18 protein-coding genes are annotated in these 25,007 nt (G+C 41.1%); 7 read left to right on the top strand and 11 right to left on the bottom strand.

Features of this window, described 5'->3' with window-relative positions; all coding sequences use genetic code 11:
* Positions 1–56 precede the first annotated feature (56 nt).
* Positions 57–785, top strand: coding sequence for a YebC/PmpR family DNA-binding transcriptional regulator (locus AC570H_RS22130; protein WP_497359060.1), 729 nt, complete (start codon positions 57–59; stop codon positions 783–785).
* Positions 786–841: 56 nt separating this feature from the next.
* On the opposite strand, the gene AC570H_RS22135 is transcribed toward AC570H_RS22130, so the two are convergent.
* The 11 genes from AC570H_RS22135 to AC570H_RS22185 all read right to left on the bottom strand — a co-directional run bounded on the left by AC570H_RS22135 (position 842) and on the right by AC570H_RS22185 (position 20,122).
* Positions 842–1,621, bottom strand: a complete 780-nt coding sequence (locus AC570H_RS22135; RefSeq protein ID WP_497359062.1) for a carboxylesterase family protein — start codon at positions 1,619–1,621, stop codon at positions 842–844.
* A 131-nt stretch (positions 1,622–1,752) separates the two neighbouring features.
* The gene (gene bglX / locus AC570H_RS22140; RefSeq protein ID WP_497359064.1) at positions 1,753–4,050 is read right to left on the bottom strand and encodes a beta-glucosidase BglX; all 2,298 of its coding nucleotides are present in this window, start codon (positions 4,048–4,050) and stop codon (positions 1,753–1,755) included.
* A gap of 81 nt (positions 4,051–4,131) precedes the next feature.
* A complete protein-coding gene (locus AC570H_RS22145) occupies positions 4,132–5,493 on the bottom strand; it encodes a glucoamylase family protein (protein ID WP_497359066.1) in 1,362 nt (453 codons plus the stop codon).
* Positions 5,494–5,503: 10 nt separating this feature from the next.
* Complete coding sequence (locus AC570H_RS22150; RefSeq protein ID WP_497359067.1) at positions 5,504–7,114, bottom strand: glucoamylase family protein; 1,611 nt, start codon at positions 7,112–7,114, stop codon at positions 5,504–5,506.
* Positions 7,115–7,255: 141 nt separating this feature from the next.
* A complete protein-coding gene (locus AC570H_RS22155; RefSeq protein WP_497359069.1) occupies positions 7,256–8,143 on the bottom strand; it encodes a LamG-like jellyroll fold domain-containing protein in 888 nt (295 codons plus the stop codon).
* An 11-nt stretch (positions 8,144–8,154) separates the two neighbouring features.
* On the bottom strand, positions 8,155–9,702 hold the full coding sequence (locus tag AC570H_RS22160; protein WP_497359071.1) for a RagB/SusD family nutrient uptake outer membrane protein: 1,548 nt from the start codon (positions 9,700–9,702) through the stop codon (positions 8,155–8,157).
* Positions 9,703–9,727: 25 nt separating this feature from the next.
* Positions 9,728–12,757, bottom strand: a complete 3,030-nt coding sequence (locus tag AC570H_RS22165) for a SusC/RagA family TonB-linked outer membrane protein (RefSeq protein ID WP_497359073.1) — start codon at positions 12,755–12,757, stop codon at positions 9,728–9,730.
* Between the two features lie 255 nt (positions 12,758–13,012).
* On the bottom strand, positions 13,013–15,919 hold the full coding sequence (locus AC570H_RS22170; RefSeq protein ID WP_497359075.1) for a ligand-binding sensor domain-containing protein: 2,907 nt from the start codon (positions 15,917–15,919) through the stop codon (positions 13,013–13,015).
* A gap of 78 nt (positions 15,920–15,997) precedes the next feature.
* Complete coding sequence (locus tag AC570H_RS22175; RefSeq protein WP_497359077.1) at positions 15,998–16,369, bottom strand: DMT family protein; 372 nt, start codon at positions 16,367–16,369, stop codon at positions 15,998–16,000.
* A gap of 218 nt (positions 16,370–16,587) precedes the next feature.
* A complete protein-coding gene (gene trhO, locus AC570H_RS22180; RefSeq protein WP_497359079.1) occupies positions 16,588–17,517 on the bottom strand; it encodes an oxygen-dependent tRNA uridine(34) hydroxylase TrhO in 930 nt (309 codons plus the stop codon).
* A gap of 151 nt (positions 17,518–17,668) precedes the next feature.
* Positions 17,669–20,122: a DUF5686 and carboxypeptidase regulatory-like domain-containing protein gene (locus tag AC570H_RS22185; RefSeq protein WP_497359081.1), complete on the bottom strand. Its 2,454-nt coding sequence runs from the start codon at positions 20,120–20,122 to the stop codon at positions 17,669–17,671.
* Positions 20,123–20,256: 134 nt separating this feature from the next.
* Here AC570H_RS22185 and kbl point away from each other — a divergent pair, with 134 nt between their 5' ends.
* The 6 genes from kbl to AC570H_RS22215 all read left to right on the top strand — a co-directional run bounded on the left by kbl (position 20,257) and on the right by AC570H_RS22215 (position 24,855).
* Complete coding sequence (kbl, locus tag AC570H_RS22190) at positions 20,257–21,447, top strand: glycine C-acetyltransferase (protein ID WP_497359083.1); 1,191 nt, start codon at positions 20,257–20,259, stop codon at positions 21,445–21,447.
* Positions 21,448–21,461: 14 nt separating this feature from the next.
* Positions 21,462–22,394 (top strand): alpha/beta hydrolase, encoded by a 933-nt coding sequence (locus AC570H_RS22195; RefSeq protein WP_497359085.1) that lies wholly within the window; start codon positions 21,462–21,464, stop codon positions 22,392–22,394.
* 121 nt (positions 22,395–22,515) lie between these two features.
* Positions 22,516–23,556, top strand: coding sequence for a phenylalanine--tRNA ligase subunit alpha (gene pheS / locus AC570H_RS22200; protein ID WP_497359087.1), 1,041 nt, complete (start codon positions 22,516–22,518; stop codon positions 23,554–23,556).
* Positions 23,556–23,969 carry a Rieske (2Fe-2S) protein gene (locus tag AC570H_RS22205; protein ID WP_497359089.1) on the top strand — a complete coding sequence of 138 codons (414 nt, stop codon included), beginning with the start codon at positions 23,556–23,558 and terminating at the stop codon, positions 23,967–23,969. Before pheS ends, AC570H_RS22205 begins: the two co-directional genes overlap by 1 nt.
* Positions 23,969–24,544 (top strand): TetR/AcrR family transcriptional regulator, encoded by a 576-nt coding sequence (locus tag AC570H_RS22210; RefSeq protein ID WP_199136895.1) that lies wholly within the window; start codon positions 23,969–23,971, stop codon positions 24,542–24,544. Before AC570H_RS22205 ends, AC570H_RS22210 begins: the two co-directional genes overlap by 1 nt.
* 197 nt (positions 24,545–24,741) lie before the next feature.
* Entirely contained in the window at positions 24,742–24,855 is a 114-nt protein-coding gene (locus tag AC570H_RS22215) for a phenylalanyl-tRNA synthetase subunit alpha (protein ID WP_497359092.1), read from the top strand.
* Positions 24,856–25,007: the final 152 nt, after the last annotated feature.

A 25,007-nucleotide genomic window follows, 5' to 3' on the forward strand; every position in this document is an offset into this window, starting at 1 on the left:
GAAATTAATCGCACTTCTCAAATCTTGATACTCGATACTAAATATTTGATACTAAAATGGGAAGAGCATTCGAATTTAGAAAAGAAAGAAAATTTAAGCGTTGGGCCAAAATGGCGGTTCAGTTTACGCGTATTGGTAAGGATATCGTAATTGCGGTAAAAGACGGTGGACCACACCCGGAAACCAACTCTCGTTTGCGCACGGCAATTCAGAATGCCAAAGCGGTAAACATGCCAAAAGATAGGGTAGATGCAGCGATTAAGCGTGCTTCTGATAAATCGATGGCTAACTATGAGGAGATCGTTTACGAAGGCTATGCGCCACATGGTGTTGCCGTACTGATCGAAACTGCAACTGATAATACGAACAGAACCGTAGCCAACGTACGCAGCTATTTCAACAAAACAGATGGCTCTTTGGGTAAAACAGGATCATTGGATTTCGTTTTTAGCCGTAAGTCTATCTTTAGGTTTGTACCAGCCGAAGATTTAGATTTGGAAGAGCTTGAATTTGAATTGATTGATGCGGGTTTAGAAGAATTGTATGTAGAGGCTGATGAGGAAGGAAACGATGTAGCCGTAGCTCAAGGTGCTTTTGAGAATTTTGGCTCTTTACAAAAAGCCCTGGAAGAAAAAGGAATCGAGTTGAAAAGTTCGAAGTTAGAGCGTATCGCGCTTTCACACCACGAAGTTACTGAAGCACAAGCTGCAGATGTTTTAAAACTAATCGATAAGCTTGAGGAAGATGACGATGTACAGGCCGTTTATCATAACATGGCCGAGTAAATCGAATACCATTACAAATAAAAAAGCCCCCGATACATTCAGGGGCTTTTTTATTGTTATTTTTTAACGTGACTGAACAGCCATGGCAACAATTCGGGTTCTGCAAAAGCACTGTCCCAGCTGTTGTGGTTGGCTTGGAGATAAACGGTGAATTTTGGTTCGTGATTTAGTTTTTTGAGCTCACGGTATACGCCATAAGAGAATTGTGGAGAAACTACATCATCTAAACCGCCATGAAAAATCCAAAGTGGAACATTTTTGTATCGTTTGACGTTCGCTACGTTATCTCCGCCACAAATGGCAAAGGCCGCTGCGAAAGTTGAAGGTTTGCGTCTCAGGATTTCGAATGTTCCCATGCCACCCATAGACAAGCCACCTACATAAACTTTGCTTCGATCTGCAAAAGGCTCCTTCAATATTTTATCCGTGAGCTGCAACAACAGCGACATCGATTTGGTGGGTTGCCCGCCTTTTACAAAAGTGAAGAAACGTTTGTTGCTAACAGCCTCTATCTCTACATTGGCCCAATAGCTTTCTTCTGCGCATTGCGGAAAAATAACCACCGCCTCAAATTTCTTCCTGAAATCATCGGCCAGAAACATTTTGGCGCCATGGGTCAATTGCTTTTCGTTATCGTTGCCACTTTCTCCGCGGCCGTGCAAAAAGAATACGATAGGATATTTCTTGGCAGCATCAAAATTCTCGGGATATAAAATCCTGTATTTTAAGGTATCCGTACCTTCAATGAAGTTTTCCTTTTTGAACTTGGAAAAATCTTGCGCCTGCGCCAACACAATCGTAAAACAGCAAAGCAGGAAAGGGATTAATTTTTTCATGTGGAGCAAATTTTGTTATTCCAGTGATTTTGTCATTCCGACGATAGGAGGAATCTAAGTGATGGGTTCTTTATATAGATTCTTCGCTATGCTCAGAATGACAAATTATGTTAGGATGACTAATTTATATTTTATTTTACCAATTTGAAGTCAGCCTCTTTAACGTCTCTCACATTCGGGCCAACAAATACTTTGAAATCGCCGGCTTCGGCAACAAATTTAAGATCGCTGTTGTAAAATTTCAAAGCTTCTTCATCTATGCTAAAGTTAACTGTTTTGCTTTCGCCTGGCTGCAGGCTGATTTTCTGGAAGCCTTTTAGCAATTTCACTGGTCTGGTGCTGCTGCCCACTAAATCGCGGATATAAAGTTGCACCACTTCTTCGCCTGTAACTTTACCGGTATTGCTTACGGTAATGCTGGCTGTGATTTTTTGGCCAGGTTTTAGCGTGCTGGTGCTCAGTTTTAAATCGCCATAAGCAAAGGTAGTATAGCTCAAGCCAAAACCAAAGGGATACAAGGGATCGTTGCTTACATCTAAATAATTAGAACGGAACTTGCTGAACCATTTGCCTTCTGCCAAAGGGCGACCTGTATTTTTGTGTGCATAATACAATGGCAACTGGCCAACGTTTTGAGGGAAAGTCATCGGCAATTTGCCCGAAGGATTTACATTGCCAAATAAAACATCGGCAATTCCATTTGCACCTTGGATACCCCCAAACCAAACATTTAAGATGGCAGGTACATTTTCGCTTTCCCATTTTAAGGTCATTGGTCGGCCAGCAAACAACACCAAAACTACTGGTTTTCCAGTTTTAACCAATGCCTGCAATAACCTTTGTTGCACATCTGGAATGCCCAAATCTGTACGGCTTGAAGCTTCGCCACTCATTTCAGACGATTCGCCTAGGGCTGCTACCACTACATCTGCCTTTTTTGCATTATCTACAGCTTCTTTAATCAGCTCTTCTTCGCTGCGGTTATCTCTAGGAATTTCCCTTCCAAACATGGTCGAATGGGCCTGCAAGGTAGCATCGGCTGTAAGGTTTGAACCCAAGCTGTGCAATATCTTTACGTCGTTACCTGCTACGTTTTTAATGCCTTCTAGCAAAGAAGGAACAATGTTCATGTCGGCATTTACGCTCCAGGTACCGGGCATATTGGCTTTGCTATTGGCCAAAGGACCAACCAGTGCAATAGTGCCTGTTTTTTTAAGAGGCAATACCTGATTTTGGTTTTTCAGGAGCACAAAAGTCTTGGTAGCCGTTTCTCTAGCAAATTGGATGTTGGCTGGAGTTAGGATTTCATTTTTTGCCCGTTCTTCGCTGCAATATTTAAATGGATCGTCGAATAGGCCTAATTTATATTTGGCTTCTAAAATCAATCGACAAGCCTGGTCAATTTGAGCTTGGGTTACTTTCCCTTCCTGCAATGATTTTTTAAGCGTGGTTAAAAATCCTTCGCTTACCATGTCCATATCGGTACCTGCTTTTAACGAGAGCGCCGATACGGTTTTTAAATCGCCTAAGCCATGATCGATCAATTCGCTAACACCGGTATAATCTGAAACCACGAAGCCGTTAAAGCTCCATTGTTTGCGCAATAAATCGGTTAACAACCACTTGTTTGCTGTTGCGGGTACACCATTTATATCGTTAAAGGAAACCATGATACTGCCTGCGCCGGCATCTAAGGCAGCTTTGTAAGGTGGGAGGTAGTCGTTGTACATCCTGTCTAAGCTCATGTCGGTGGTGTTGTAGTCTCTCCCAGCCTCTGCGGCGCCATATAAGGCAAAATGTTTTACGCAGGCCATGATGGTATTGTTTTTGGTCAAGTCGTCGCCTTGGTAGCCCTTAACCATTACCTTGGCAATTTCAGCACCCAGATAGGTATCTTCACCACTGCCTTCGGCAACCCTGCCCCAACGGGCATCGCGGGCAATATCAACCATGGGCGAGAATGTCCAGTTCAAGCCATCAGCACTTGCTTCTGTGGCGGCTACACGGGCAGTTTTTTGGATCAGGGGCATGTCCCAGCTCGCTGCCAATGCCAAAGGAATAGGAAAGGTAGTTTTATAGCCGTGAATAACGTCTTGTCCGAAAATCAAAGGAATTTTCAAACGGCTTTTCATGGCAATTTCTTGTGCTTTTCTGATTTTTTGGGGAGTGGTTAAACTGAAAATACCACCCACGTTTCCTTTTGCAATTTTCGATTCTACATCGGTACTTACTGCCGAACCTGTAGTTGCTTCGCCACCCGTAACTAGATTCAACTGTCCAATCTTTTCATCAACGGTCATTTTTGCCATCAGGTTTTTAATGAAGACATCCATTTTTTGTGTTGAAGCGCTTGATGCCTTTTGTTGGGCAACACTGGCTTGGATAGTGAAGAACGTAGCTAAAAGAAGAAGGAAACTGTTTTTTTTCATTTGTGTATGATTAGATATGTAATGTTTAATAAATGAGCAAACAGTTAGTAATAGCCTGTTTGCTCAATGGTTTCACTTGTGTTATTTTTTAAGGTAAGGGCTTTCAAATCCCAGTTTGGTTAAGCCGTTTTGTACGTCTGTATTGCGCATGAACAGATTCCATAATAGGCCTGACCTGTAATTTTCGATCATCACTACCATTGGTCCCTGGTCAATGCCCAAGTATTTTTTTGGATACCAGTTGTCGGTTTCAGAAAAGGCATCGTAAAATCCATATTTGCCCCAAACTTTTTTCCCCATGTTCTCATAAAGGTGTCTGATCACCTTCATTGACTCTTTTGGGGTGTAAGGAAGAGAAGAAATGGCTGCCGTAGGAGAGATTACGCCAAAATCTTCCTGAATGCTGTGTGCAGCATATCCTTTTACAGAATAGCTGGCTGTTAGGCCCCAGTTGTTTGGTCCATAACCTTTAAAGCCTTTAGGGTTGGCTACACAATAATCGTGGATGGCCAAAGTTTGGTTTACATTGTTTTGCCAATAATCTGCATATTGGTCTTTGAGGCCTTTCGGATTTAAGCCCAAGTAAGAATAATGTGCCCAGAACAAGGGGCCAACAGTGTTTTTTGGTGTTTGATACGACAAGGTGAAGGGATGCCCATACACCTCAAAATTGGTTTTAAGTTCGCCGTTTCTTGCCCAGCCTTCATGGTATACAGCCGCAGGCACACCATGTGTAGGCGATGAGGCCGCCAATACGTACATGATGAGACATTCGTTGTAGCCTCTAACCGCAAAATTCATTTGCCAAAGGTATTCTGGCGACCAGTGCCAATAGAGCACGTTTTGGCCATTGCGGTACCAATCGAAGTCGATACCCCTCCACAGTTCATCGGCTTTTTTTGAAACTTCTTTTTCTTCAGGAGTTCCGTTTTTGTAATACTCGTTGATACAGATCAGCGCTTGCGCTACAAAGGAGCTTTCTACCAAATCACCACCATTGTCTTTTCTCCCGAAAGGACGCACCTTTCCGGTTTCGCCATAGAACCAATGTGGCCAGGCGCCGTGAAAGCGATCAGATTTGGCTAAGAAATCGAGGATTTGGTTCAGTCTTTTCAAGCCTGCTTCACGGCTAACATATTTTCTGTCGATGCCGCTTAAAATGGCCATCAATCCAAAACCCGTAGCGCCGGTCGCCACTGTGCTTTTATCTTTTTCGGGGTAAATGCCATCGGCATGGTAGCGCTCTCTGGCAGCACCAGAAGTAGGTTCTGCGCCATCCCAAAAATATTCGAAGGTCTGTTTTTGAACAACGTCTAATAATTGATCATCAGAAAGGTTTTTTTTGATTGCCGGGGCTTTCTTGATTTGCTCAAAAGTTTGTGCCGATGTGTTGATACAAAGCGCAACCAGCGTAAAAGGTATGATTAAGAATTTGAATTTCATGTGTGTGTTTTTATAGGTTAGGACTAGTAAAGCCCAAGTTTCTCATTCCGGTTTTAATTTCGGGAGCGCTCATGAACAAGTTCCAAAGCAATTTGCTGCGATAGTTTTCGATCATGATAATAATTGGACCTTGATCTATTGCCAAAGTAGAACTGGCGAACCAAGGATCGTTTAATGCAAAAGAATCTACAAATCCGTATTCTTTCCAGATTTTATCGCCCAATTTATAATAGAAGAATTTAAGCGCTTTCATAGACTCTGTTGGGGTATATGGAAACGAAGATAAGGCTGCGGTAGGGGCAATCACGCCTTTGTCATTGGTCGGCGAGCTTGCGGTATAGCCATCAGGGATATCGCTTGCAGTTAGGCCCCAGCAGTTTTCGCTGTAACCATAGTTTTTAGCCGGATTGGCTACACAATAATTGTAATTGATCAAGGTATGTGCCTTGGTTTGGGTTTCGTAATTGGCATAGGCATCGCTTAAACCATTAGGATTGATGCCCAAAAACGAATAATGAGCCAAAAATAAGGGTCCACCATTTGGACTGCCCAAAGGCAACTGAACCCCATAGTAGCTGGCACCGTTTTTAATAGCGCCATTTTTTGCCCAGCCTTGGTCATATACCGATTTTGGAATGCTTGAGGTAGGAGAGGAAGCGGCTAATACATAAGTAATCAGACATTCGTTCCAGCCTTGGATTGGCAAATTCATATCCCAGTTGTAATTCTGGCTCCAATGCCAGTAAAGTACATTGCCATTGTCTTTTCTGAACCATGCCCATTCTACGCCATTGTAAAGCGCGGTGATGTCATTTCTGAGAGTGGTTTCGTTGGCGTCGCCGGCATTGAAAAATTGTCGGGCAGTTATTAATCCCTGCATTAATAGTGATGTTTCCACGAGATCGGCGCCGTTGTCTTTGGTGCTAAAAGGAAGCGTAGTTCCAGTTTCGCCATCTAACCAATGCGGAAAGGCACCATGGTATCGTGTAGCTTTGTTTTTAAGGAAATCTACCATTTTTTGCAGACGTGCCAAACCTTCGGCACGGGTAATAAAGTTACGGCTTACACCGGTAACAATGGCCATTGCACCAAAGCCCGAACCGCCTGTAGTTACCGTATTGCCTGAAGTATTTCGCTCTCTGGCCAGGCCACTTGTAGGATGTCCGAAGTCCCAAAAATATTTGAAGGTTTGTTTTTGTACGAGCGTGAGCAGCTCGTCGTCTGTAATCCTTGGAAATTTATCGGTATCGTCTAAACCGGCAATCAAAGTGATGTTAACCGGGTTGATCAATTTGCCACCTCCTGAAGATCTCAGGCCATCGGTAATCGATAAAGTATAGCTTCCAAAAGATTTAAAATCAGCTTGTGGGCTAATCAACAAAAGCTTGTTGTCATTTTGGAAAGTTGTAGTTACAGGTACACTGGCACCTGTTGCATCGGTTAATTTAACCCCATTGGTTACTGAAGTGGTATTGATGGCTTCTGTGAACGTAAATTTAACTTCAGGTTTGAGATTTAGGCCACTATACTTTAAGGTTCCATTATTTGCATTGTTTACGGTAAACGATAAAGAAGTATCTGTATTAACCGGAGTATCGGTTTTGCTCTTTTTGCAAGCCAAAATAGAAACTGTTAAAAATATAGCCGATAAAATTTTGACTAAACTTTTTATACGCAACGATGAGGTAAAACTTGATTTCAATGCTTAGAGATGATTGTGATGAAAGAATACAGTGCCAGTTAAGGCACTGTATTCAGAATTCTATTTATTGGCTATGCCTAATTGATACAATGCTTTAGCAATTGCATCTGGCATGAATTTATTATATATCCTTACCTCATCAATTGTGCCCGTCATCGCTGCATAAGAGGCATCAGCGTTAACCGTTTTGCCTGGGATGAGATTGTAATTGGCACCAAAGATTAACTCGCCAGGTTCATAAGATTTGAAAAGACTGTTGCCGATGCCCCTATCAGAATAGCTTCCAATATTTACACCGTTGGCAACGATGTTAAATCGCCCAGTTAAGCCATTGTAAGCTATCACCAAATGAACCCAATTGTTGGGGCCGATTTTCGGTGAAAGGGTAGCATTTAAATTATCTTGAGTTCCTCCTCCAACAGCTAAAAAGATAGGTTGGATAGCAATATAATCAATGTTGTCTGCGGGCTTTCCATTGGTGTTCAAGTTGATATTTAGACTGCCTTGAAGATTGCCTGGTCTAGCTATTGTCAATAACATGGTGCGTTTTGAACCGTTATTGGATATTTTAATCCATTGGCTTATGGTGAAACTCTTAAAAACATCTGTTTTAAGTGCAGCCAGTTGTGTTGCATAATACAGATAGCCTGAGTTCAAACTTACTGCTTTGCCTTTAAATCCAGTTACAAATGAGTTGCCAGCAGCAGATGTTGGCGTTATGCCACTTATTTTCTCTGCATAGTTGTCGTCAAAGTTAAAATAAGCAACTAAGTTGCTCGCAAAAACCTCATCTGTACTTGCAAAACCATCAATTTTGCCTTGGTAATCATTTGGGTTAACCTCTGGGAGGTTATTTGGGTTTCCATCTTTTTTACAGGATGAGAAAATGGCTGTTGCCAGCACAAAACCTAGCAAGCAACACTTTATATTTAATTTCGAAAATTTCATATTGATAAGAATTAGTAAAGCGTGTTTTGGGTTAGTTTATTCGGTTCTTTGCTGAGGTCAATTTGAGTTTGAGGAATTGGTAACAAAACATCTCGAGCCTCTACAAACCCAGGCCTGCCAGCAGCTGCCATTGCGGCACCTGATATGCCCCACCTTACCAAATCAAAGAAACGATCGTTCTCCATGGCTAGCTCAATTCTTCTTTCTTGGCGAATTGCGGAACGTAATGCATCCTGATCTGTTGTTGTCACATTAGGAAGAATGGCTGTATTCCCATTTCTCGCTCTTGCACGAACACTATTTAAAGCTGCCAAAGCTGCAGTTGTATTTGTTGTTCCTCCCAGCTCATTTGCTGCTTCGGCGTACATTAAAACTACATCCGCATAACGTAAAATCCTGATGTTCATCCACCAGCCAAATCTATTGCCTATCGATGCCCTTCTTGCAGGATTTGTATAAACCTTATGATTGTAAATTGGATTTACCCACGTTGTAGGGGTAGTCTCTCCATAGAAAGTTCTATAGGTGGTAGTCGAAGTACTTCTATACAAAAAGGTTCTAGCTTTACGTGGATCTCCAGACTCGTATGCAGCATCTAAAGTTGCACCAGGTACGTTAAATCCATCACCCAAGTTCCACTCATTTGTACTTCTTACGCCTTGGTTCGCCGCATATTGAACACCATTTGCGGTTGGTACAGCTGCCGACGCCGTAGCTTGAACTTCGAAGACACTTTCTTTGCTGTTCTCGCCTTCTTCTCCAAAGATTTTGTCGTAAGAAGTTGATAAATCATACTGTCCATTCGTCATTACTGCATTTGCTGCAGTCATTGCCGGCCCCCATTTCTTTTGCGTTAAGTAAACCTTGGCCAATAAACCGTTAGCTGCACCGCTTGTTGCACGGCCAACAAACCGAGGATCCCATTTTATAGGTAGGTTTGCAGCGGCAAATTGTAAATCACCTTCTATTAATGTGTAAATTTCTGAAGCCGGTTTCTGTGGTCCGCTTGGTTGTGCTACCGTAATTGGCTTTACAATTAACGGGATTTTGCCAAATAATCTCACCATGTTAAAATAAGCATAAGCCCTTAAGAACCTGGCTTCCGCTTGAGATTGGATCTTATTAGCTTCGGTAGCTACCAAATCTTTGTTGTTTTCTATTTGATCCAAAGTAATATTACATTTATCAATTAAGCTGTAATATTCTACCCACATGCCGTTTACAATGCCATTTCCGGGAGATAGTGGGAATGTTTCGAAGTTTTGCACGTTTGCGCCTCCATCGCCAGAAATACTACCAATATCTGCATCGTCGCTTCTTACGCTCGTTGACAATACGAAGCCAAACGAATGTACTCCATAAGCCCTCAAACCATTATAGGCAGCAAATAGAAATTGATCATACGGTCCTGAACCTCCAGGATATGGATAATTCTCATCTGTGTATTCGCCTTGTTTTTGTGTGTCTAAAAACTTTTTACAACTAGAAGCCATAGAAATAAGCGTTATTGCAATTAATGCAAGGCTAATTTTCTTTGTTGTTTTATATAATATTTTCATTTTATAAAAATTAAATGATAATCGGTTAGAATGTTACGTTTAAGCCAAAAGAATAAATAGCAGGAACTGGGTAAACGCCATTGTCAGCACCTCCACCTAAAATATTGTCAACTTGGGCCTCTGGGCTGTAACCAGTTGCTTTAGTCCATGTTTTAATATTTTGGCCACTAATGAAAACACGCAGTTTTTGGATGCCTACTGATTTCATCATATTTGCGCCAAAAGTGTATCCTAATTGTACGTTACGTATACGGAAATAATCTCCAGGCTCTAAGAAATAAGAACTGAATAGAAAGTTATTGTTGCGGTTTCTGTTGATGATCGGTTCAACATTACTGGTTCCAGGGCCTGTCCAAGCATTTAATCGGTTGCTTTCGTAATTTAATACGGCAAAGCTTCCTGTTCTGCGTTGGGTATAAATCTTATTGCCTGCAACGCCTTGACCTTCTATCGTTGCATCAAATCCCTTATAGTTTAAAGCTAGATTTAAACCATAGCTATAAGGAGGAAATGGAGTGCCTAAGTAGGTTCTGTCTGCTGCCGTGATTGCGCCATCCCCGTTTAAATCTGCATAGGCAATATCACCTGGGGCAGAATCTGCGAAGCCAGCCATTTTAGCAATATCGGCTGAAGTTTGGTAAATGCCGATTTGTTTATAGCCATAAAAATAACCAATAGATCTGCCAGATTCGGTTACGTTAATGCCACCGTTACCCAAGATCTGAAAGTTGGTTTTATCGCCAATTGAGTTAACAACGTTTTTATTATAACTAAAATTACCAGAAATACTATAGCCAAAATCGGCTCCAATTTTATCATTCCAGCCTAAACTTGCTTCAATACCTTTGTTGGTGATTTTTCCAAGGTTAGTAAAGAAAGAGGTTGTAGTGCCGGGCAAAGTTAATGCAGTTAAAATTCCATCTGTTGTTTTGTTGTAATAGGTAACTTCTGCATTTAATCGGTTATTCAAAGCCCTAACTTCTAACCCAATATCAGTTCCCTGTACAATCTCGAAACGCAAGTTTGGATCGGGGAAATAGGCATTCTGAATGGCAGGGTAAACATTGTTGCCAAATACTGCAACAGTAGAGGTTTGTAAACCTTGTTGGTAAAGATTGGCATCAACTCCATTCGAGTTGCCTAACCTACCCCAAGCCGCGCGTAATTTTAAGAAATCTATGCCTTTAACATTGTCTTTAAAAAAGTCTTCCTCGCTGGCAACCCATCCTAAACCTACGCTACCAAAAGTGCCCCATCTGTTTGCAGGTGCAAACCTCGAGCTACCGTCTCTCCTTAAAGTAGCATTTAATAAATATTTATTGTTGTAGGCATAACTCACACGAGCAAATGCACCTACATTAGATTCTTCAGCACCGCCACCACCGTTAAAAGTTGGATTGTTTGGGTTAATGATGTTATCTGACAAGTACCAGAATTTTGGATCGAAAGGCACATTTAGTGTAGTGTCTCTACGAGAACCGCTTAATGTTGTACTTGATGAGTATATAGTTGTAAAACCAAGCAAGGCATTAATTCTGTGGCCTCCTTTAAGATCTTTACTATAGTTTAAAGTATGATCTTGTTGATACTTTCTGCTTTCAAAAGTATTTTGGCTTATGGTGGTTCTTGCAGCGTTATCGTATGTGGTCTCAGTTGGATTTGTACCTTCTCCTAGCCTAATGAAGCTGAAAGGGAGTGGCGTATAGCCTCTGGCATTATTAAATCCAAGATCCGTGTAAAAAGTAGATTTAAAAGTGAAATCTTTTAAGAATTTGATTTCCGCATAAACGCTTCCATTAAATCTGTAACCACGGTTTATTGATGCACCTCTAGTGCGGTTCATTTCTGCAACCGGATTCGGTACTTGACCAGATTGGAATGAAGGCATGGCGTAATAAGTGTTCTCATCTCTTTGGATAGGCACAATAGGAGCAGCCCACAACGCCCTATTTAGGGAGGCAGCAGTTGGCTGGTTTCTCCAATGAAAACCGGTTAAATCCCCACCTACCTTGATGTTATCTGTAATTCTGATCTCCTCATTTAAGCGGGCAATAAATTTTTTATAATTATTGTATTTGACAACTCCATCCTGATTGTTATAACCTAGGCTAATTAATGTTGTTGATTTCTCTCCACTGTTGGAGATGCTTAAGGAGTTGGTGTTTATAATCGCATTTCGAAGTATTTCATCTTGCCAATTCGTGTTTGCCGTGTAATTGGTATAGTCGAAAGGTGCAGCTCCGGTATTAGCCAATTGAGCAGAATACAGTTTTTTAAATCCAGTTGCATCAGTAACATCGATTTTGTTTGTTACATGCTGTATACCAACCGTGCTCTGAAAGTTAACCACGGTTTTGCCTCTTGAGGCTCTTTTTGTGGTGATAGCAATTACGCCGTTAGCACCTCGCAAACCATATATCGCTGTAGAGGATGCATCACGCAATAAATCAATGGTCTCAATGTCATTTGGGTTAAGGAAATCGATATTGTCTTGCAACAAACCATCTACAACATACAATGGATTTGAAAATTTTGTACTAGCAACCCCACGTAAACGAACAACTGGACTTGAGCCAGGCGCACCGTTATTCAATACTGTCATACCAGGTATTTTACCTTGTAAAGCAGCAACAGGGTTTGTTACTACCAATTTTTCAATATCAGATCCTTTAACACTTGAAATAGATCCTGTAACATCTACCTTTTTCTGAGTGCCATAACCTACCACTACTACCTGTTGGAGGTCGTTGGTAGAAGAAACTAAATTGACATTGATTGTTGTTTTGTTGTTAATGGCAATCTCTTGGGTATTGAAACCAATATAGGTAAATACCAAGGTGCCATTGGCTGGCGCGCTAATGGAATAACTTCCGTTAGCGTCTGTTTGTACTCCGTTTGTTGTTCCTTTTATTACTACGCTTACCGACGGAACAGGTAGGCCTTGATCGTCTTTTACTACCCCCTTAACTGTAACGTTTTGGGCATAGGCTGCGTCTAATAAAAAAAGCAAACAGAGAAAAGTTAAAACAGAAAATTTTGTAAAGATTTTTTTCATACTGTTATACATGTTTGTGTTAATTGATTAATCTAATTTTCTGTTTTTGTTTGGTTGGTGCAAGCGAGCTCACCTATACATTAATACATCAAAGGGACTAGATGTACTATCTCAGCTCCAGCAACAAAATTGATTTTTGGTTCAAAAACAGCGTTTTTAGACTGATAACACGAAAATAGCAGGTACTACAAACCAAAAGATTGAAGTCGGAAATTGTGTACCTGAAAATAGATGATGAGAGGTAATGATGTAGTGCTAGAGTTCCATTAAAAACTCAACAAGGTTCTTATCGTGGGGTACATCTAGTTTTTTACGCAAACGATAGCGGCGTATTTCTACACCCCTGAGCGAGATATTTAGCAAGGATGCCATCTCTTTGCTGCTCATGTTCATGTGCAGGTAGGCGCAGAGCTTAAGGTCGTTCGGAACAAGGTCGGGGTGGTTAGCTTTTAGCTTTTTGAAGAAGCTTTCGTGAGCCTCGTTAAAGCTGCTCTCGAATAGATTCCAATCACGCTCATCGTTCATGCCATCGTCAATTACCTTTTGGATTTTTCGCAATTGATCCTCGGATAATTTCTTGCCGTTTTCATCCTTAAGCTTGGTAATCTCCTGACTCAATTTCTGCAACAGCTCGTTCTTATAAACTAGGCTCATGGCCGAATTGGCCAATTCCCTGTTTTTGCTAGCTAATTCGGCTTGCAGCTTTTCGGTACGCAACTTGATGATCTGCTTTTCTGTAGCCTCGGCTTCTTTCTTTAAGAATTCTTCTTTTTCGGCCTGCAATTTTTGGGTAATCAGGTGTTGGTCTCTGTTTAATTTGGCCTCATAAATACGCTTGCCCGCAATCAATGCAACTACACCAGCTAAAGCATAAAATGCAATAGCCCAATTGCTGCCATACCATGGCGGCAGGATAGTAAATTCATACTCGGTAACCTGACTAATGGGTTCTTCGTTAATCTTCGCGCGTACCTTAAACTTGTAGGTGCCCCTGCCCAAATTGGTCAAATCTTTTTGGGTGGCCGTGCTCCAATCAGACCATTGTTTAGAATAGCCTTCCAAATAATATTGGAACTTGATTTTAGACTGACGGTAATAAGGTAGGGAAAAAGAGATCCTGATGTTGTTTCTGCTGAAAGGGATTTCTATGGTTTCGGTATTGTCGCCATTTTCTGCCAACGTAGTGTACTTATCGGTAATATCTTCCAGTCTCCTGATCAATACAGAAGGAAGCTTAGCTTTCTCTTTGTTTTCGGTATCTGTAGTATTGTAAATGACGAAACCGTCGTCTACACTGATGAGGTATATTTTATCGTCAATTTGGCTGATGTTCTCATAATATTGAACCATCCTGCCATCCAATACGCTAAACCTTGTCGAATCGATTGATATTTTTCCGGGTTCTGCCAAATTAACCAAACTCATTTTGCCGTGGCTGATGAACCAGTATTTTTTAAGGCCGGCATCAATAATCTTATTCGCAGACTTAAAGCTGCCCAATTCTTTGTTCAGGGTTTCGTACCTGCTAAAATGATTGCTGATCTCGTCGTATACGTAAAAACCAGTGTCGGTTGAAAAAAGTATTCTGTTCTCTATGTTAAAAATATTGATGTTATAGCTGCTGGGCAAACCATTCTTTTCATCGTAATATTTAATGTTGGTTGCCGTTTTCAGGTCTGCACTGAGCGTAAGCTTATAGAGGCCTTTGTAGGCATGGCTTACCCAAATATCGCCCTTGGCATCTTGTTTAACATACCGCGAAGGTTCGCCAAAGCCTGCAATCTTGTGACTAAATTTCCACTGGCCATTGGCTGCTTTTGCAAAAATAACCAATCCCGTATAAGTGCCCTGGATAAGATAGTCTGGATTGGAATTTAGTTTCTTGATGGTCCAGCCGCCACTTACCGATGATATTTTCTGTATCTGGTTGCCAGACACGCTAAAAGTACCATCATTATGTCCACACAGCAACTGGCCGTCAATTACCCGTAAATCCCATACCTGGCCTTGCGTATTGGGCACAAGGCGAAAATCAAACGAGTTGAACAGGTTGCCGCTTTCGGGTAACCAAGGACTAGAGAACAGTCCCTGATTGGTTCCCAAATATATTTTATTTCCTAAAATTAAGCTTGAATAAACCGTGCCAAATTGGCCAACCTTATCAAAGTAAAAATAGAGGGGAGAGTTAAGCTCTATCCGATCAATTCCGTTATCCAAGCCAGCCCAAAGATTTTGCTCGTTATCAGCATAGAGGCTCAGGATGGTATTGTTTTGCAAACCGCTCGATTTATTGATCCGTTGGACGATATTGCCATCCTCATCTATAATGATCAAACCATTGAGGATGGTGCCATAAGCATAATACTTGTTCAGGATTTTGACGCCGTTATTGAGCTGATAGGTTTTAAGGAAGGTATTAGCTGCATTTACAAATGGCTTGAAACCGTTTCCATCATAAATAAATAGGCCATTTTTGCTGGTGCCAATTATAAAACTGCCTTCTTTGTAAGGTAGAATGGAAAGGATACCTGTAGCGCCTAAAGTTTCGCTTCCTGCCAGAGGTGTCAGTGTTTTTCCCTTTAACTCGAAAAGGCCTTTGCCCAAAACTTCTGCAAACAAACGTTGGCCGGCCTGGTGCAGAAACAATAATGCATTAGGTGCCTTAACAACGCTTACTTTTTTGTTTTCGTAAATGTATATGGCAGAAAAAGATTGAAAAATTACCCTTTTGCCGTCTACATAAATCTTCCAGATTTCGTCTACAAGCTGATTGGGTTTAGGGATGAGCTTGGTTAACGATGTATAGGCTAATTTGCGTTTTTGGTATGACCAGTAGCCAAACTCTCCAAAGCTTCCCGTATAAATCAATCCATCGTTGCTGGTGGCTACCGAGCGAACAATTTGTCTGTTGGGCATTTTATACTGTTGCCAATATTTGCCATCATAAACCAGTAAGCCTTCGGCATTGCCAAAATAAACCAAGCCAGCCTTGTCTTTGGCTATAGACCAGTTTTGGTTTCCCGATAGGTAAGAAGATTTAGGGTAGTTCTGTACATAAGGCACTCCAATACTTTGGATGTCGCTGGCCCAAAGAGAAACAGAGAACAGGCAAAGGCATACGCAGGTAAGCAGGTATTGGAGCGTCTTATTTTTAGTGAGCATATACAAAGTTGTTCTAAAGGAACTGCAAGTCAATAATTTGAACAAAATAAATATAGGTATTAAAAAATAATACGCTCTTTATTTCTTGATAAAGGCGAAGAACACAGCCAGAATGATCAGCACAAAAGCTACAATATGATTCCAAGCAATTTTTTCGGTTTTAAAGAACAGGATGGAGAAAATGAGGAAAACTGTAATGGAAATCGCTTCTTGGGTTACCTTAAGCTGCATCAGGTTAAAAGGGCCTCCATTTTCTTTAAAGCCGTATTTGTTGGCTGGTACCTGAAAGATATACTCGAACAAGGCAATACCCCAACTGATCAAGATAATGGCTAAAAGCCCTAAACTTTTGCTCCATTCCATATCCTTGAATTTTAAATGGCCGTACCAGGCCAAAGTCATGAAGGTATTTGAAATGAGCAAAAAGAGGATGGTTAAAAAGGCGCGCATGTAATCTGGTTTATAGTCTGTAATTGATAGCCTGAATACAGGATATGATAAGAAATTTTTAAGCTTTTTGTATAAATAAATATAACAATCAGTTTCGCAATTAAGCTATCAACTATAAGCCATCTACGATTAACCTATAGGCTACGTTTGCTGTTGGAAATAGCTTGTCACAAATTGTGATCAGCTTATCCAAACATTCAGAACCTCTTCGTCGTTGCCTATGCCTTTGCCACTGGCTGAGGAACTTTTACATAATAGCCGGTTCCATCATAAGGGCGTTTGCGCGGGTGGCTAGAACAGGCAACAGAACAGCAGCCTTGCAATTCTTCTCCACATTCATCGCATTGCGTAAAATGCTCATTGCATTCTGGGTTGGCACAATTGATCATCTTCGGCGTGGTTTTGCCACAGTTGAAACATGTGGATACCACCGTAGGATTTACCGAATTCACATCAACAGCAATCCGATTATCGAAAACATAGCATTTTCCTTCAAAATCCTTTCCGCCAGCTTCTTTGCCGTATTTGATAATGCCACCGTGCAATTGATATACATCGCTAAAGCCATGGTGCAGGAGCAGGGCTGAGGCCTTTTCACATTTGATGCCACCTGTACAATAAGTCATCACTTTTTTGTCTTTGTATTGCGCCAAAGCATTGATCTGGTCAGGAAAATCACGGAAATTGTCGATGTCTAACGTAATGGCATTTTTAAACTTGCCCAGGTTATGCTCGTAGTTGGAGCGGACATCTAAAACAATCACATCTTCTTCTTCCATCATCCTGCTGAATTCTAATGGCTCGAGATGTTTTCCGGTTTGTTTATTTGGATCGATAATGCTCGTATCTCTCAATCCAGAATGCACGATCTCTGCCTTATAACGGCAATGCATCTTGATAAAAGAAGGTTCAGTTACATTGTCTATCTTGAATTCTGTTTTGGCAAAACGTTCATCGGCATGTATGTGCGCCATATATACTGTGCAGGCTTCGGCAGTTCCAGAAACAGTTCCGTTAAGGCCTTCGTCGGCAACAATGATACGGCCTACAAGACCTAAAGATTTACAAAAAGCAAGGTGGTCTGCAGCAAATTGTTCTGCATCGGCTATTGGAGAATAGCAGTAATAAAGTAATGTCTGATAGTTCATGTTCCATTGATACCGCTGCAAACGGCGTTTAATGCGTTGCAAAGATATGAAAAAAGGTTGAAGGTAGAAAGAAGGTAAAAGGTTGAGGGATGGAAGGCTAAGGGGTCAGAACTAATTTAACCTTCTGCCTTCTAGCTTTTAACCTTAAGCCTTAGAAAGCATAGGCAATCCTAAAACCTTCCTCTACTTTTTTGTTGCCGTTGTAGGCGTAACCATAACTTATCCCAAAACCTAAGCGTTGTACGCCAAAGTAATATTCCGCGTAGTATTTCTTTTGTGGTTGGGTTAAGTAATTGATGCCCACAAATTCTTCGAGCTTTAACTTGCGCAACAGCGGGATTTTATTGGTCATGAAACCGGCAAAATTATGTTCAAAATGTGCCTCAACATATTGCTGATTGGTGCTGTAGATGTAAAAATCGAGGTACCTGAACTTGCGCAGGTTGGGAGGGAATACAGTAGAGTTGTTGCCTCTGAAATGTTTGCTGTCTGGATAATAAACAACATTGTTGTTCAAAAATTTGCCCGCACCCACTGCAAATGAAGAGAAGCCCAGCAAACCGGCACTAATGTGCTCTTGCGAGATCTCTATGCTTAACAAGTCGTAATCTGCATCACTGCTCAATAAGCCCTTGATGCCTTTTCGGTAGCCTAACTGAAAGCTTGGATATTTCGAGTCTTCATAAAACTTGCCATCAGGCCTGGTGATGTATTGCTGTCCAATGGTATAGTTTAAGGTTGCACCCACGGTAAACGAACTGTAAGTAGGAAACAAGGGTGTTTCTTTGTCTGGCGTAAAAGGATTGTTTGAAGTAAACTCCTCATCCTTTACGTTTCTGATCTTAAAGCTATTGGTGTTTTTTAAAGTAGAGTTCTTTGCATATTCTACAGAAACCGAAGCTTGGAGTCCATCGGCCAATTCTCGAGTAGTAGCGACATTGGCAAATTCCTTTTTGTAAAACTTAGACAGGTTTCGTTCAAAAAGTAAGGTATTGATAGAGTTGGTTAATAAACTCATCGAACCATAGCGGTTAAGATCGGCAATCTCATTGCCAAAAGAAGCACTAATGGAAGCGCGTTTTAGCGGGTCGTAATAATAGGATCCACTTAGGCTCCCTGTAAATATGTGGTTAGAAAATCCATAACGGACCTCAGGCCTAATGCTATAAAATTTACGGTCTTCCAGTTGTTTTCTGTAAGTAACGCCATACTTGATGCCCACGCCTTCAACCGTGTTATAAAAAATAGAGCGGATGAGCGGATCGAAATAGAAATATTTTTTGTTGTACCTGTCGTTAATGCTGAAACCGGTTAGGAGTAATTTGGCCAGACCGAATTTATTGTTCTCGCGTTCCAAAGAGTCGAGGTAGTGCTTTGACTCCTTGCGCAGGGCGATACTGTCTTTTCTTTTGTAATCGAATCTTTCCTCATCTGTAAGCGGAATAGGCCTGTTATTGGCCCAATAAAGCGAATCTTTTTTGTTAACGGCCTTGGTTACTTTCAGGATTTCGGCAGTAAAGTAGTTCTTCGGGAAGTTGGGATGGATATTGAAATTGCTGTAAACTCCCACAAAATATCCTTCAAACTTAAACTTAAATACGCTTCCGTTAAATTGAAACTTAATGTTAGATGGCATGTAAACATTATCTACCTTAATAAACTGCTGCCCAATGTTTAGGGTGTCGATCAGGTTGATGCCGGCATCTTGGGTAAGAAACAAATTGGTGCCCATTAGCCTCCAGCTCTCATCGGCAATGTAAATGACACCCCTAAAAACCGGATCGTTTTTGCGGCGTGGTGTAACTTCTATTTTGTTGATCATTACGCCGTTTTCTTCAGAAGCGCCCAATAATTTGTATCGGTAATAGAAAAGCGCATTGTCTGCAATGGGCGATACAAAGCTTCTAGAGCTTAAACCTGATCCTTCAAACAAGAGGTTTTCATAAAAATTGATGATCAAATCTGACGCTTTGTTGAAACTAAAGGCATTGCTCCGTCCTGATACTTTAGACGATACCATTTCTTCTTTAATCTTATTCGGACGCTTAAAGCTGAACTTCGACTGCGATTCAGACAAATACAGAATTCCTTTGCGGTTGGTATCCAGGTCCAATGTTTTTTGGATATCCCTGCCCAAGAATTTCTTTGGTGCGCCAACCAGTTTCTGTAAGCCTTTGATATAAACATCAGTGGTGTATTCTTCCACCTCGTTCAAGTGTTTTTTTCTGTTTGCAATGGCCTGCCTGATGATTTCGTAGGCTGGATCCTCGGCATTTGGCTTAATTATCACATCTTTTAAAGTATAGCTTTCTTCGGCCAATGTTTCGTTAAGCGTCATGTTTTGGCTGATCGAAACAGTTTTCTCCACTTCTTTATAGCCAATAGCCTTATAAATCAAGGTATAGCTCCCTTTATCCAACGTCAACTTGTATAAACCATCAACATTTGCCGAAACACCTTGTGTAGTATTTTTGATATAAACAGAAGCAAAAGGAATGATTTCGCCTTTGTTATCGGTGATCTTTCCGCTCAATTGATACTGCTGGGCAAACGAGAAACTAAGAAATGACAGGATGAAAAGTAAGGAGAGAGAGATTTTCTTCATAAATAGTATTAAAATATAAATATCGATTAAGTTCTGGAACTTAACACATTTAAACTGTTAAAGTTTGTTAACGTGTCTTATATTTGTAGAGCGATCTGCCAGCAGAATGGTTGCATCTTAAATGAAAAATAAATATGTATAAAACTTTACAGCCTGTTCTACAGAAAGAACTAGAAGAAATAGAAAACGCCGGCCTATACAAACGCGAGCGTATCATTACCACGCCTCAGGGTGCTGCCATCAAAGTAAGTACCGGAGCAGAAGTGCTTAACTTTTGTGCCAATAACTATTTGGGATTATCCTCGCATCCAAAAGTAATCGAGGCTGCCAAAAAAGCAATCGACGCGCATGGCTATGGAATGTCTTCTGTACGTTTTATCTGTGGCACCCAGGATATCCATAAGGAGTTGGAGGCTAAAATCTCTCAATTTTTGGGTACTGAAGATACAATTTTATATGCGGCTGCTTTTGATGCCAATGGCGGGGTTTTCGAGCCTTTGTTCGGACCAGAAGACGCTATTATTTCTGATGAATTGAACCATGCCTCTATTATTGATGGCGTGAGGCTTTGCAAGGCACAACGTTTCCGTTATAAAAACATTGATATGGCAGATTTGGAACAGCAATTGATCGCTGCCAAAAACTGTCGCCACCGAATTATTGTTACCGATGGCGCCTTTTCTATGGATGGCTCGGTAGCTCCATTGGATAAAATCTGTGATTTGGCCGATAAATACGAGGCTTTGGTGATGATCGATGAATCGCACTGCTCGGGCTTTATTGGCAAAACAGGTCGTGGTACGCACGAACACTTTAATGTAATGGACAGAATCGACATCATTACAGGTACCCTGGGCAAGGCCCTTGGCGGTGCTTCTGGCGGTTTTACTTCTGGCAAAAAAGAAATTATCGATATGCTGCGTCAGCGTTCTCGCCCATACCTTTTCTCTAATACCCTAGCTCCTTCAATTGCAGGTGCTTCAATTACGGTATTGGACATGTTAAGCGAAACCACCGATTTGCGCGATAAGCTAGAAAGCAACACCAAATATTTCCGCGAGAAAATGACAGAAGCTGGTTTTGATATTAAGCCAGGTTTCCACCCCATTGTTCCGGTAATGCTGTATGATGCGAAAGTTGCCCAACAGTTTGCTGCTAAAATGCTCGAAGAAGGAATTTATGTGATCGGGTTCTTCTATCCGGTAGTAGCGCAGGGCAAGGCAAGAATCAGGGTACAGCTTTCGGCTGGCCACGAACAACACCATTTAGATAAGGCAATTGCCGCCTTTACCAAAGTAGGTAAAGAACTGGGCGTTATTAAATAGGCTTTAAAAAATCAATGAAAAGAAGATTAAAGATCATCGGCATGGGGCTTATTTGCCTCATGCTTTTTACAAAATGTGAAAAGAGCGATCCACCTTCTTTTCAGGTAGCTGCCCAAGCCAAAACTTATCTTGATTTGGCATATGGAAATGATCCATTGCAAAAAATGGACGTTTACCTGCCACCAAACCGAACCTCCAATACTGGTGTTATTGTGCTGGTGCATGGAGGCAGTTTCATTGGCGGGGATAAAAGCGAATTTACCCCAATTTCTAAATACTTGGCCGCAAGTGGCTTTGCCGTGCTCAATATCAATTACAGATTGGTAGATTCTAGAGGCTTGTTGGGCGTAGCGTCGCCATTGCATTTAGAAAGCAATATCAAGATCAAAGACCAAGTTGCAGATGTGGGTGTTGCCGTTGATTATGCACTTGCCCATGCCAAACAATGGGTAGCAAGCCAAACTAGGGTTGCAGTGGTTGGCCATAGTGCAGGTGGTACTTTGGGATTGCTTTATGGCTATAGCACCCAAAATACCGACAAAGTAAAAGCCATTGCCAATATTGCTGGTGCATTAGATCTCACTTTCACCAATTTTACCAACTGGGAGCTGTTGCCACCTTATGTTTTAGAAGGAGGTTATCGCTATACAGGCTTTGAAGTAAGCGTCGAAAATGAAGCACATTTCAAGGCAATTAGCCCAATTTATACAGCAAATACCAGCAAAAAAGTGCCAACACTCAATATTTTTCCAGAGCATAACGAGGTAATGGGTTTGCCAAAACAAGATCTTAATACTTTCCAAATGTTTACGGCCAAGCTTAACGAAATTAAGGTTCCCAATGAATTGTTTTTTGTTGCAGGTGCCAACCACGAGTTTAGCCAAGAGGGTAAATGGCAATTGGTGCTCGATAAAACTTGTAGCTATTTAAATAAAAACATGAAGTAGGCTTTTGAAAGCCTGTATTTTTTGTGTTGCTTAGTTCATTTTCTTGTAATAAAAGCGCTCAAGATGATTTTTGAACCGAGTGGCAGCAAAATATTTCTATAAAATGCTGTATATTTGGCAGATGTTACAAGACCAAATCACACAGTACACCGCAGAGGTCAATGCATTTGATACCAGTAATGCCGACGAACTAGAACAGTTCCGTATTAAGTTTTTAGGAACCAAGGGCATCATCAAAGATATTTTCGATCAGTTCAAGGCCGTTTCTCCAGAAGAGAAAAGGGTTTTGGGCAAAGTACTGAACGAATTCAAGCAATTAACAGAAGCTAAATACCAGTCGCTGAACGAAGCCGTTGAAAGTACACAATCATCAGGCAATAATTTGCAATTGGATATGACCTTGCCTGGCGAAGGCTTTGAAGTAGGTGCGCGTCACCCTTTGGCCCTTGTAAGGAGAGAAATCATTGAAATCTTTAATAAATTGGGCTTCAGCGTTGCCGAAGGACCAGAGATAGAAGACGATTGGCATAATTTCTCGGCTTTGAACTTCCCCGAAGAACATCCGGCAAGAGATATGCAGGATACCTTCTTCATCAAAAAAGGAGGCGAAAAAGGCGATATCGCCTTGCGCACGCATACCTCATCGGTACAAGTAAGGATGATGGAAGCTGGTCAGCCACCTTTCAGGGCCTTAATGCCAGGTCGTGTTTACCGTAATGAAGCCATCTCGGCAAGGGCACACTGCTTTTTCCATCAGGTAGAAGGCTTATATGTAGACGAAAAGGTTTCGTTTGCCGATTTGAAGCAAACCTTATTCTATTTTGTACAAGAGCTGTATGGCGAAGGAACAAAAGTTCGTTTCAGACCGTCGTATTTCCCTTTTACTGAGCCGTCGGCAGAGATGGATATTTCTTGTACCATTTGCAAGGGCGCAGGTTGCCCAATGTGTAAATACAGTGGCTGGGTAGAAATTTTGGGCTGTGGCATGGTTGATCCAAACGTTTTGGAAAACTGTGGCATCGACAGTAAAAAATACAGTGGCTTTGCATTCGGAATGGGTATTGAGCGTATTGCCAACCTTAAATTTGAAATCAAGGATTTGCGTCTGTTCTCAGAGAACGATGTACGTTTCCTTAAACAATATAAAAGCGCATTAATTTAATGAAAAAGCTGATCGGGATATTATTCATCGTGCTTATGGCCACTTCCTGTGCCAAAGAAAATAACCTGATACCCGATTATCCGGTCAATTTCAGTGCGCCCTTAACCGATCCGAGGCTCAGCAGGTTGAGCAGTGCAGGAGGGGCGATAACTTTAAATGGTTATGGCGTAGCGGGAATCATCATTTACCGCAGGCCAGATAATGCCTATGTGGCTTATGATCGTTGCAGTACCGTGAACCCCGAAAAGAAGAATGCCGTTGTGCTAGATGATCCTACCATTACGGTTACAGACCCTGTTTCTGGAGCCAAGTACTCTTTGTTTGATGGCAGCCCGGTAAAGGCGCCAGCTAAAACATCTTTAAAACAATACAGTGTTGCCATTGCAGGCAATAACTTACAGGTGACTAATTAATGGAACCAGAAAAAATAAAAGAAAGCATTGTCAAAGCAGCTAAAGAGCTGTTTAGAAAATATGGTTACCATAAAACCAGCGTAAACGAAATTGCCAAAAAAGCACGTATTGCAAAGGCTACCATCTACAAATATTTTGACAGCAAGGAACAGGTGCTAGATGCCATTTTGATGGATTATCTGGATGTTAACCTGCATGAAATTTTAAGTAATAAAGTACAGTTTGCCAGCGAAGAAGAACATTTAAAGGCTTTGGTAATGAAAACCTGTCGCCTTTCTTTTACGGTTTGCAACGAGTTTATAGGCTGGGATTTTGTACGTGAAAATGCCAACTCGCAAGAATTTCTCAAACATCTGTCAGACCAGTTGGAGGCCTTGTTGCTTTCGGCCTATCTAGAATTAGATAGTTTTAAAAAGAATCCTGCACGTAGGGGCGGTTTGGCATTTTTGCTCAAAGCCAGCAAAAGTATTGTATTCTCTTTTGCCTTTACCTCGGTTAGCGATGCCGACGTACGCAAAAACTTCGTCACCTTCCAAAAAGAAATATTGCCTTATTTGGTAAAAGCGGCGTTGTAAATTCTCTAATTACTTTTCTTGGTAATTAATTTGGAAATAGCAGGGTAGAATGCGATAAGTAAGGTTCCCAAGATGTAATCAAATATAATAAAAAAACAAGCCGCAGTTTTAAATCGACTTTACATAAATTTAACATATACCATTTTGGTTTTTGGTTCAAAAACACTATTTTTGTTGAAATATCATTAAAATAGGTCATGAGTAAAGAAGTTTTAGAAATTTCTGTAATGGTTGATGAACAATTCGACATGAACTTTGATCTGGTTGAAGGCGTTTTTGGATTAATCCTAAAAGTTTTTGGACAGCAGTAAGCTCATTTGAATATTCGCAATACGAATTCCCGAATTCGAAGGGAAGTTTATGCCTTGAATTTTCTACCTATCTTCCCTCTTCCATTTAATCTTTCACGTCTTTTATTGCTGAACGATAGATAATGGCTATCAACTATGAACTCTTGACTATA

It is taken from the genome of Pedobacter sp. B4419, from assembly GCF_059693725.1.

Coding starts and splice junctions, on each gene's coding strand:
- AC570H_RS22130 (WP_497359060.1), top strand. CDS start 57: ATGGGAAGAGCATTCGAATTTAGAAAAGAAAGAAAATTTAAGCGTTGG.
- AC570H_RS22135 (WP_497359062.1), bottom strand. CDS start 1,621: ATGAAAAAATTAATCCCTTTCCTGCTTTGCTGTTTTACGATTGTGTTG.
- bglX (WP_497359064.1), bottom strand. CDS start 4,050: ATGAAAAAAAACAGTTTCCTTCTTCTTTTAGCTACGTTCTTCACTATC.
- AC570H_RS22145 (WP_497359066.1), bottom strand. CDS start 5,493: ATGAAATTCAAATTCTTAATCATACCTTTTACGCTGGTTGCGCTTTGT.
- AC570H_RS22155 (WP_497359069.1), bottom strand. CDS start 8,143: ATGAAATTTTCGAAATTAAATATAAAGTGTTGCTTGCTAGGTTTTGTG.
- AC570H_RS22160 (WP_497359071.1), bottom strand. CDS start 9,702: ATGAAAATATTATATAAAACAACAAAGAAAATTAGCCTTGCATTAATT.
- AC570H_RS22165 (WP_497359073.1), bottom strand. CDS start 12,757: ATGAAAAAAATCTTTACAAAATTTTCTGTTTTAACTTTTCTCTGTTTG.
- AC570H_RS22170 (WP_497359075.1), bottom strand. CDS start 15,919: ATGCTCACTAAAAATAAGACGCTCCAATACCTGCTTACCTGCGTATGC.
- AC570H_RS22175 (WP_497359077.1), bottom strand. CDS start 16,369: ATGCGCGCCTTTTTAACCATCCTCTTTTTGCTCATTTCAAATACCTTC.
- trhO (WP_497359079.1), bottom strand. CDS start 17,517: ATGAACTATCAGACATTACTTTATTACTGCTATTCTCCAATAGCCGAT.
- AC570H_RS22185 (WP_497359081.1), bottom strand. CDS start 20,122: ATGAAGAAAATCTCTCTCTCCTTACTTTTCATCCTGTCATTTCTTAGT.
- kbl (WP_497359083.1), top strand. CDS start 20,257: ATGTATAAAACTTTACAGCCTGTTCTACAGAAAGAACTAGAAGAAATA.
- AC570H_RS22195 (WP_497359085.1), top strand. CDS start 21,462: ATGAAAAGAAGATTAAAGATCATCGGCATGGGGCTTATTTGCCTCATG.
- pheS (WP_497359087.1), top strand. CDS start 22,516: ATGTTACAAGACCAAATCACACAGTACACCGCAGAGGTCAATGCATTT.
- AC570H_RS22205 (WP_497359089.1), top strand. CDS start 23,556: ATGAAAAAGCTGATCGGGATATTATTCATCGTGCTTATGGCCACTTCC.
- AC570H_RS22210 (WP_199136895.1), top strand. CDS start 23,969: ATGGAACCAGAAAAAATAAAAGAAAGCATTGTCAAAGCAGCTAAAGAG.
- AC570H_RS22215 (WP_497359092.1), top strand. CDS start 24,742: ATGAGTAAAGAAGTTTTAGAAATTTCTGTAATGGTTGATGAACAATTC.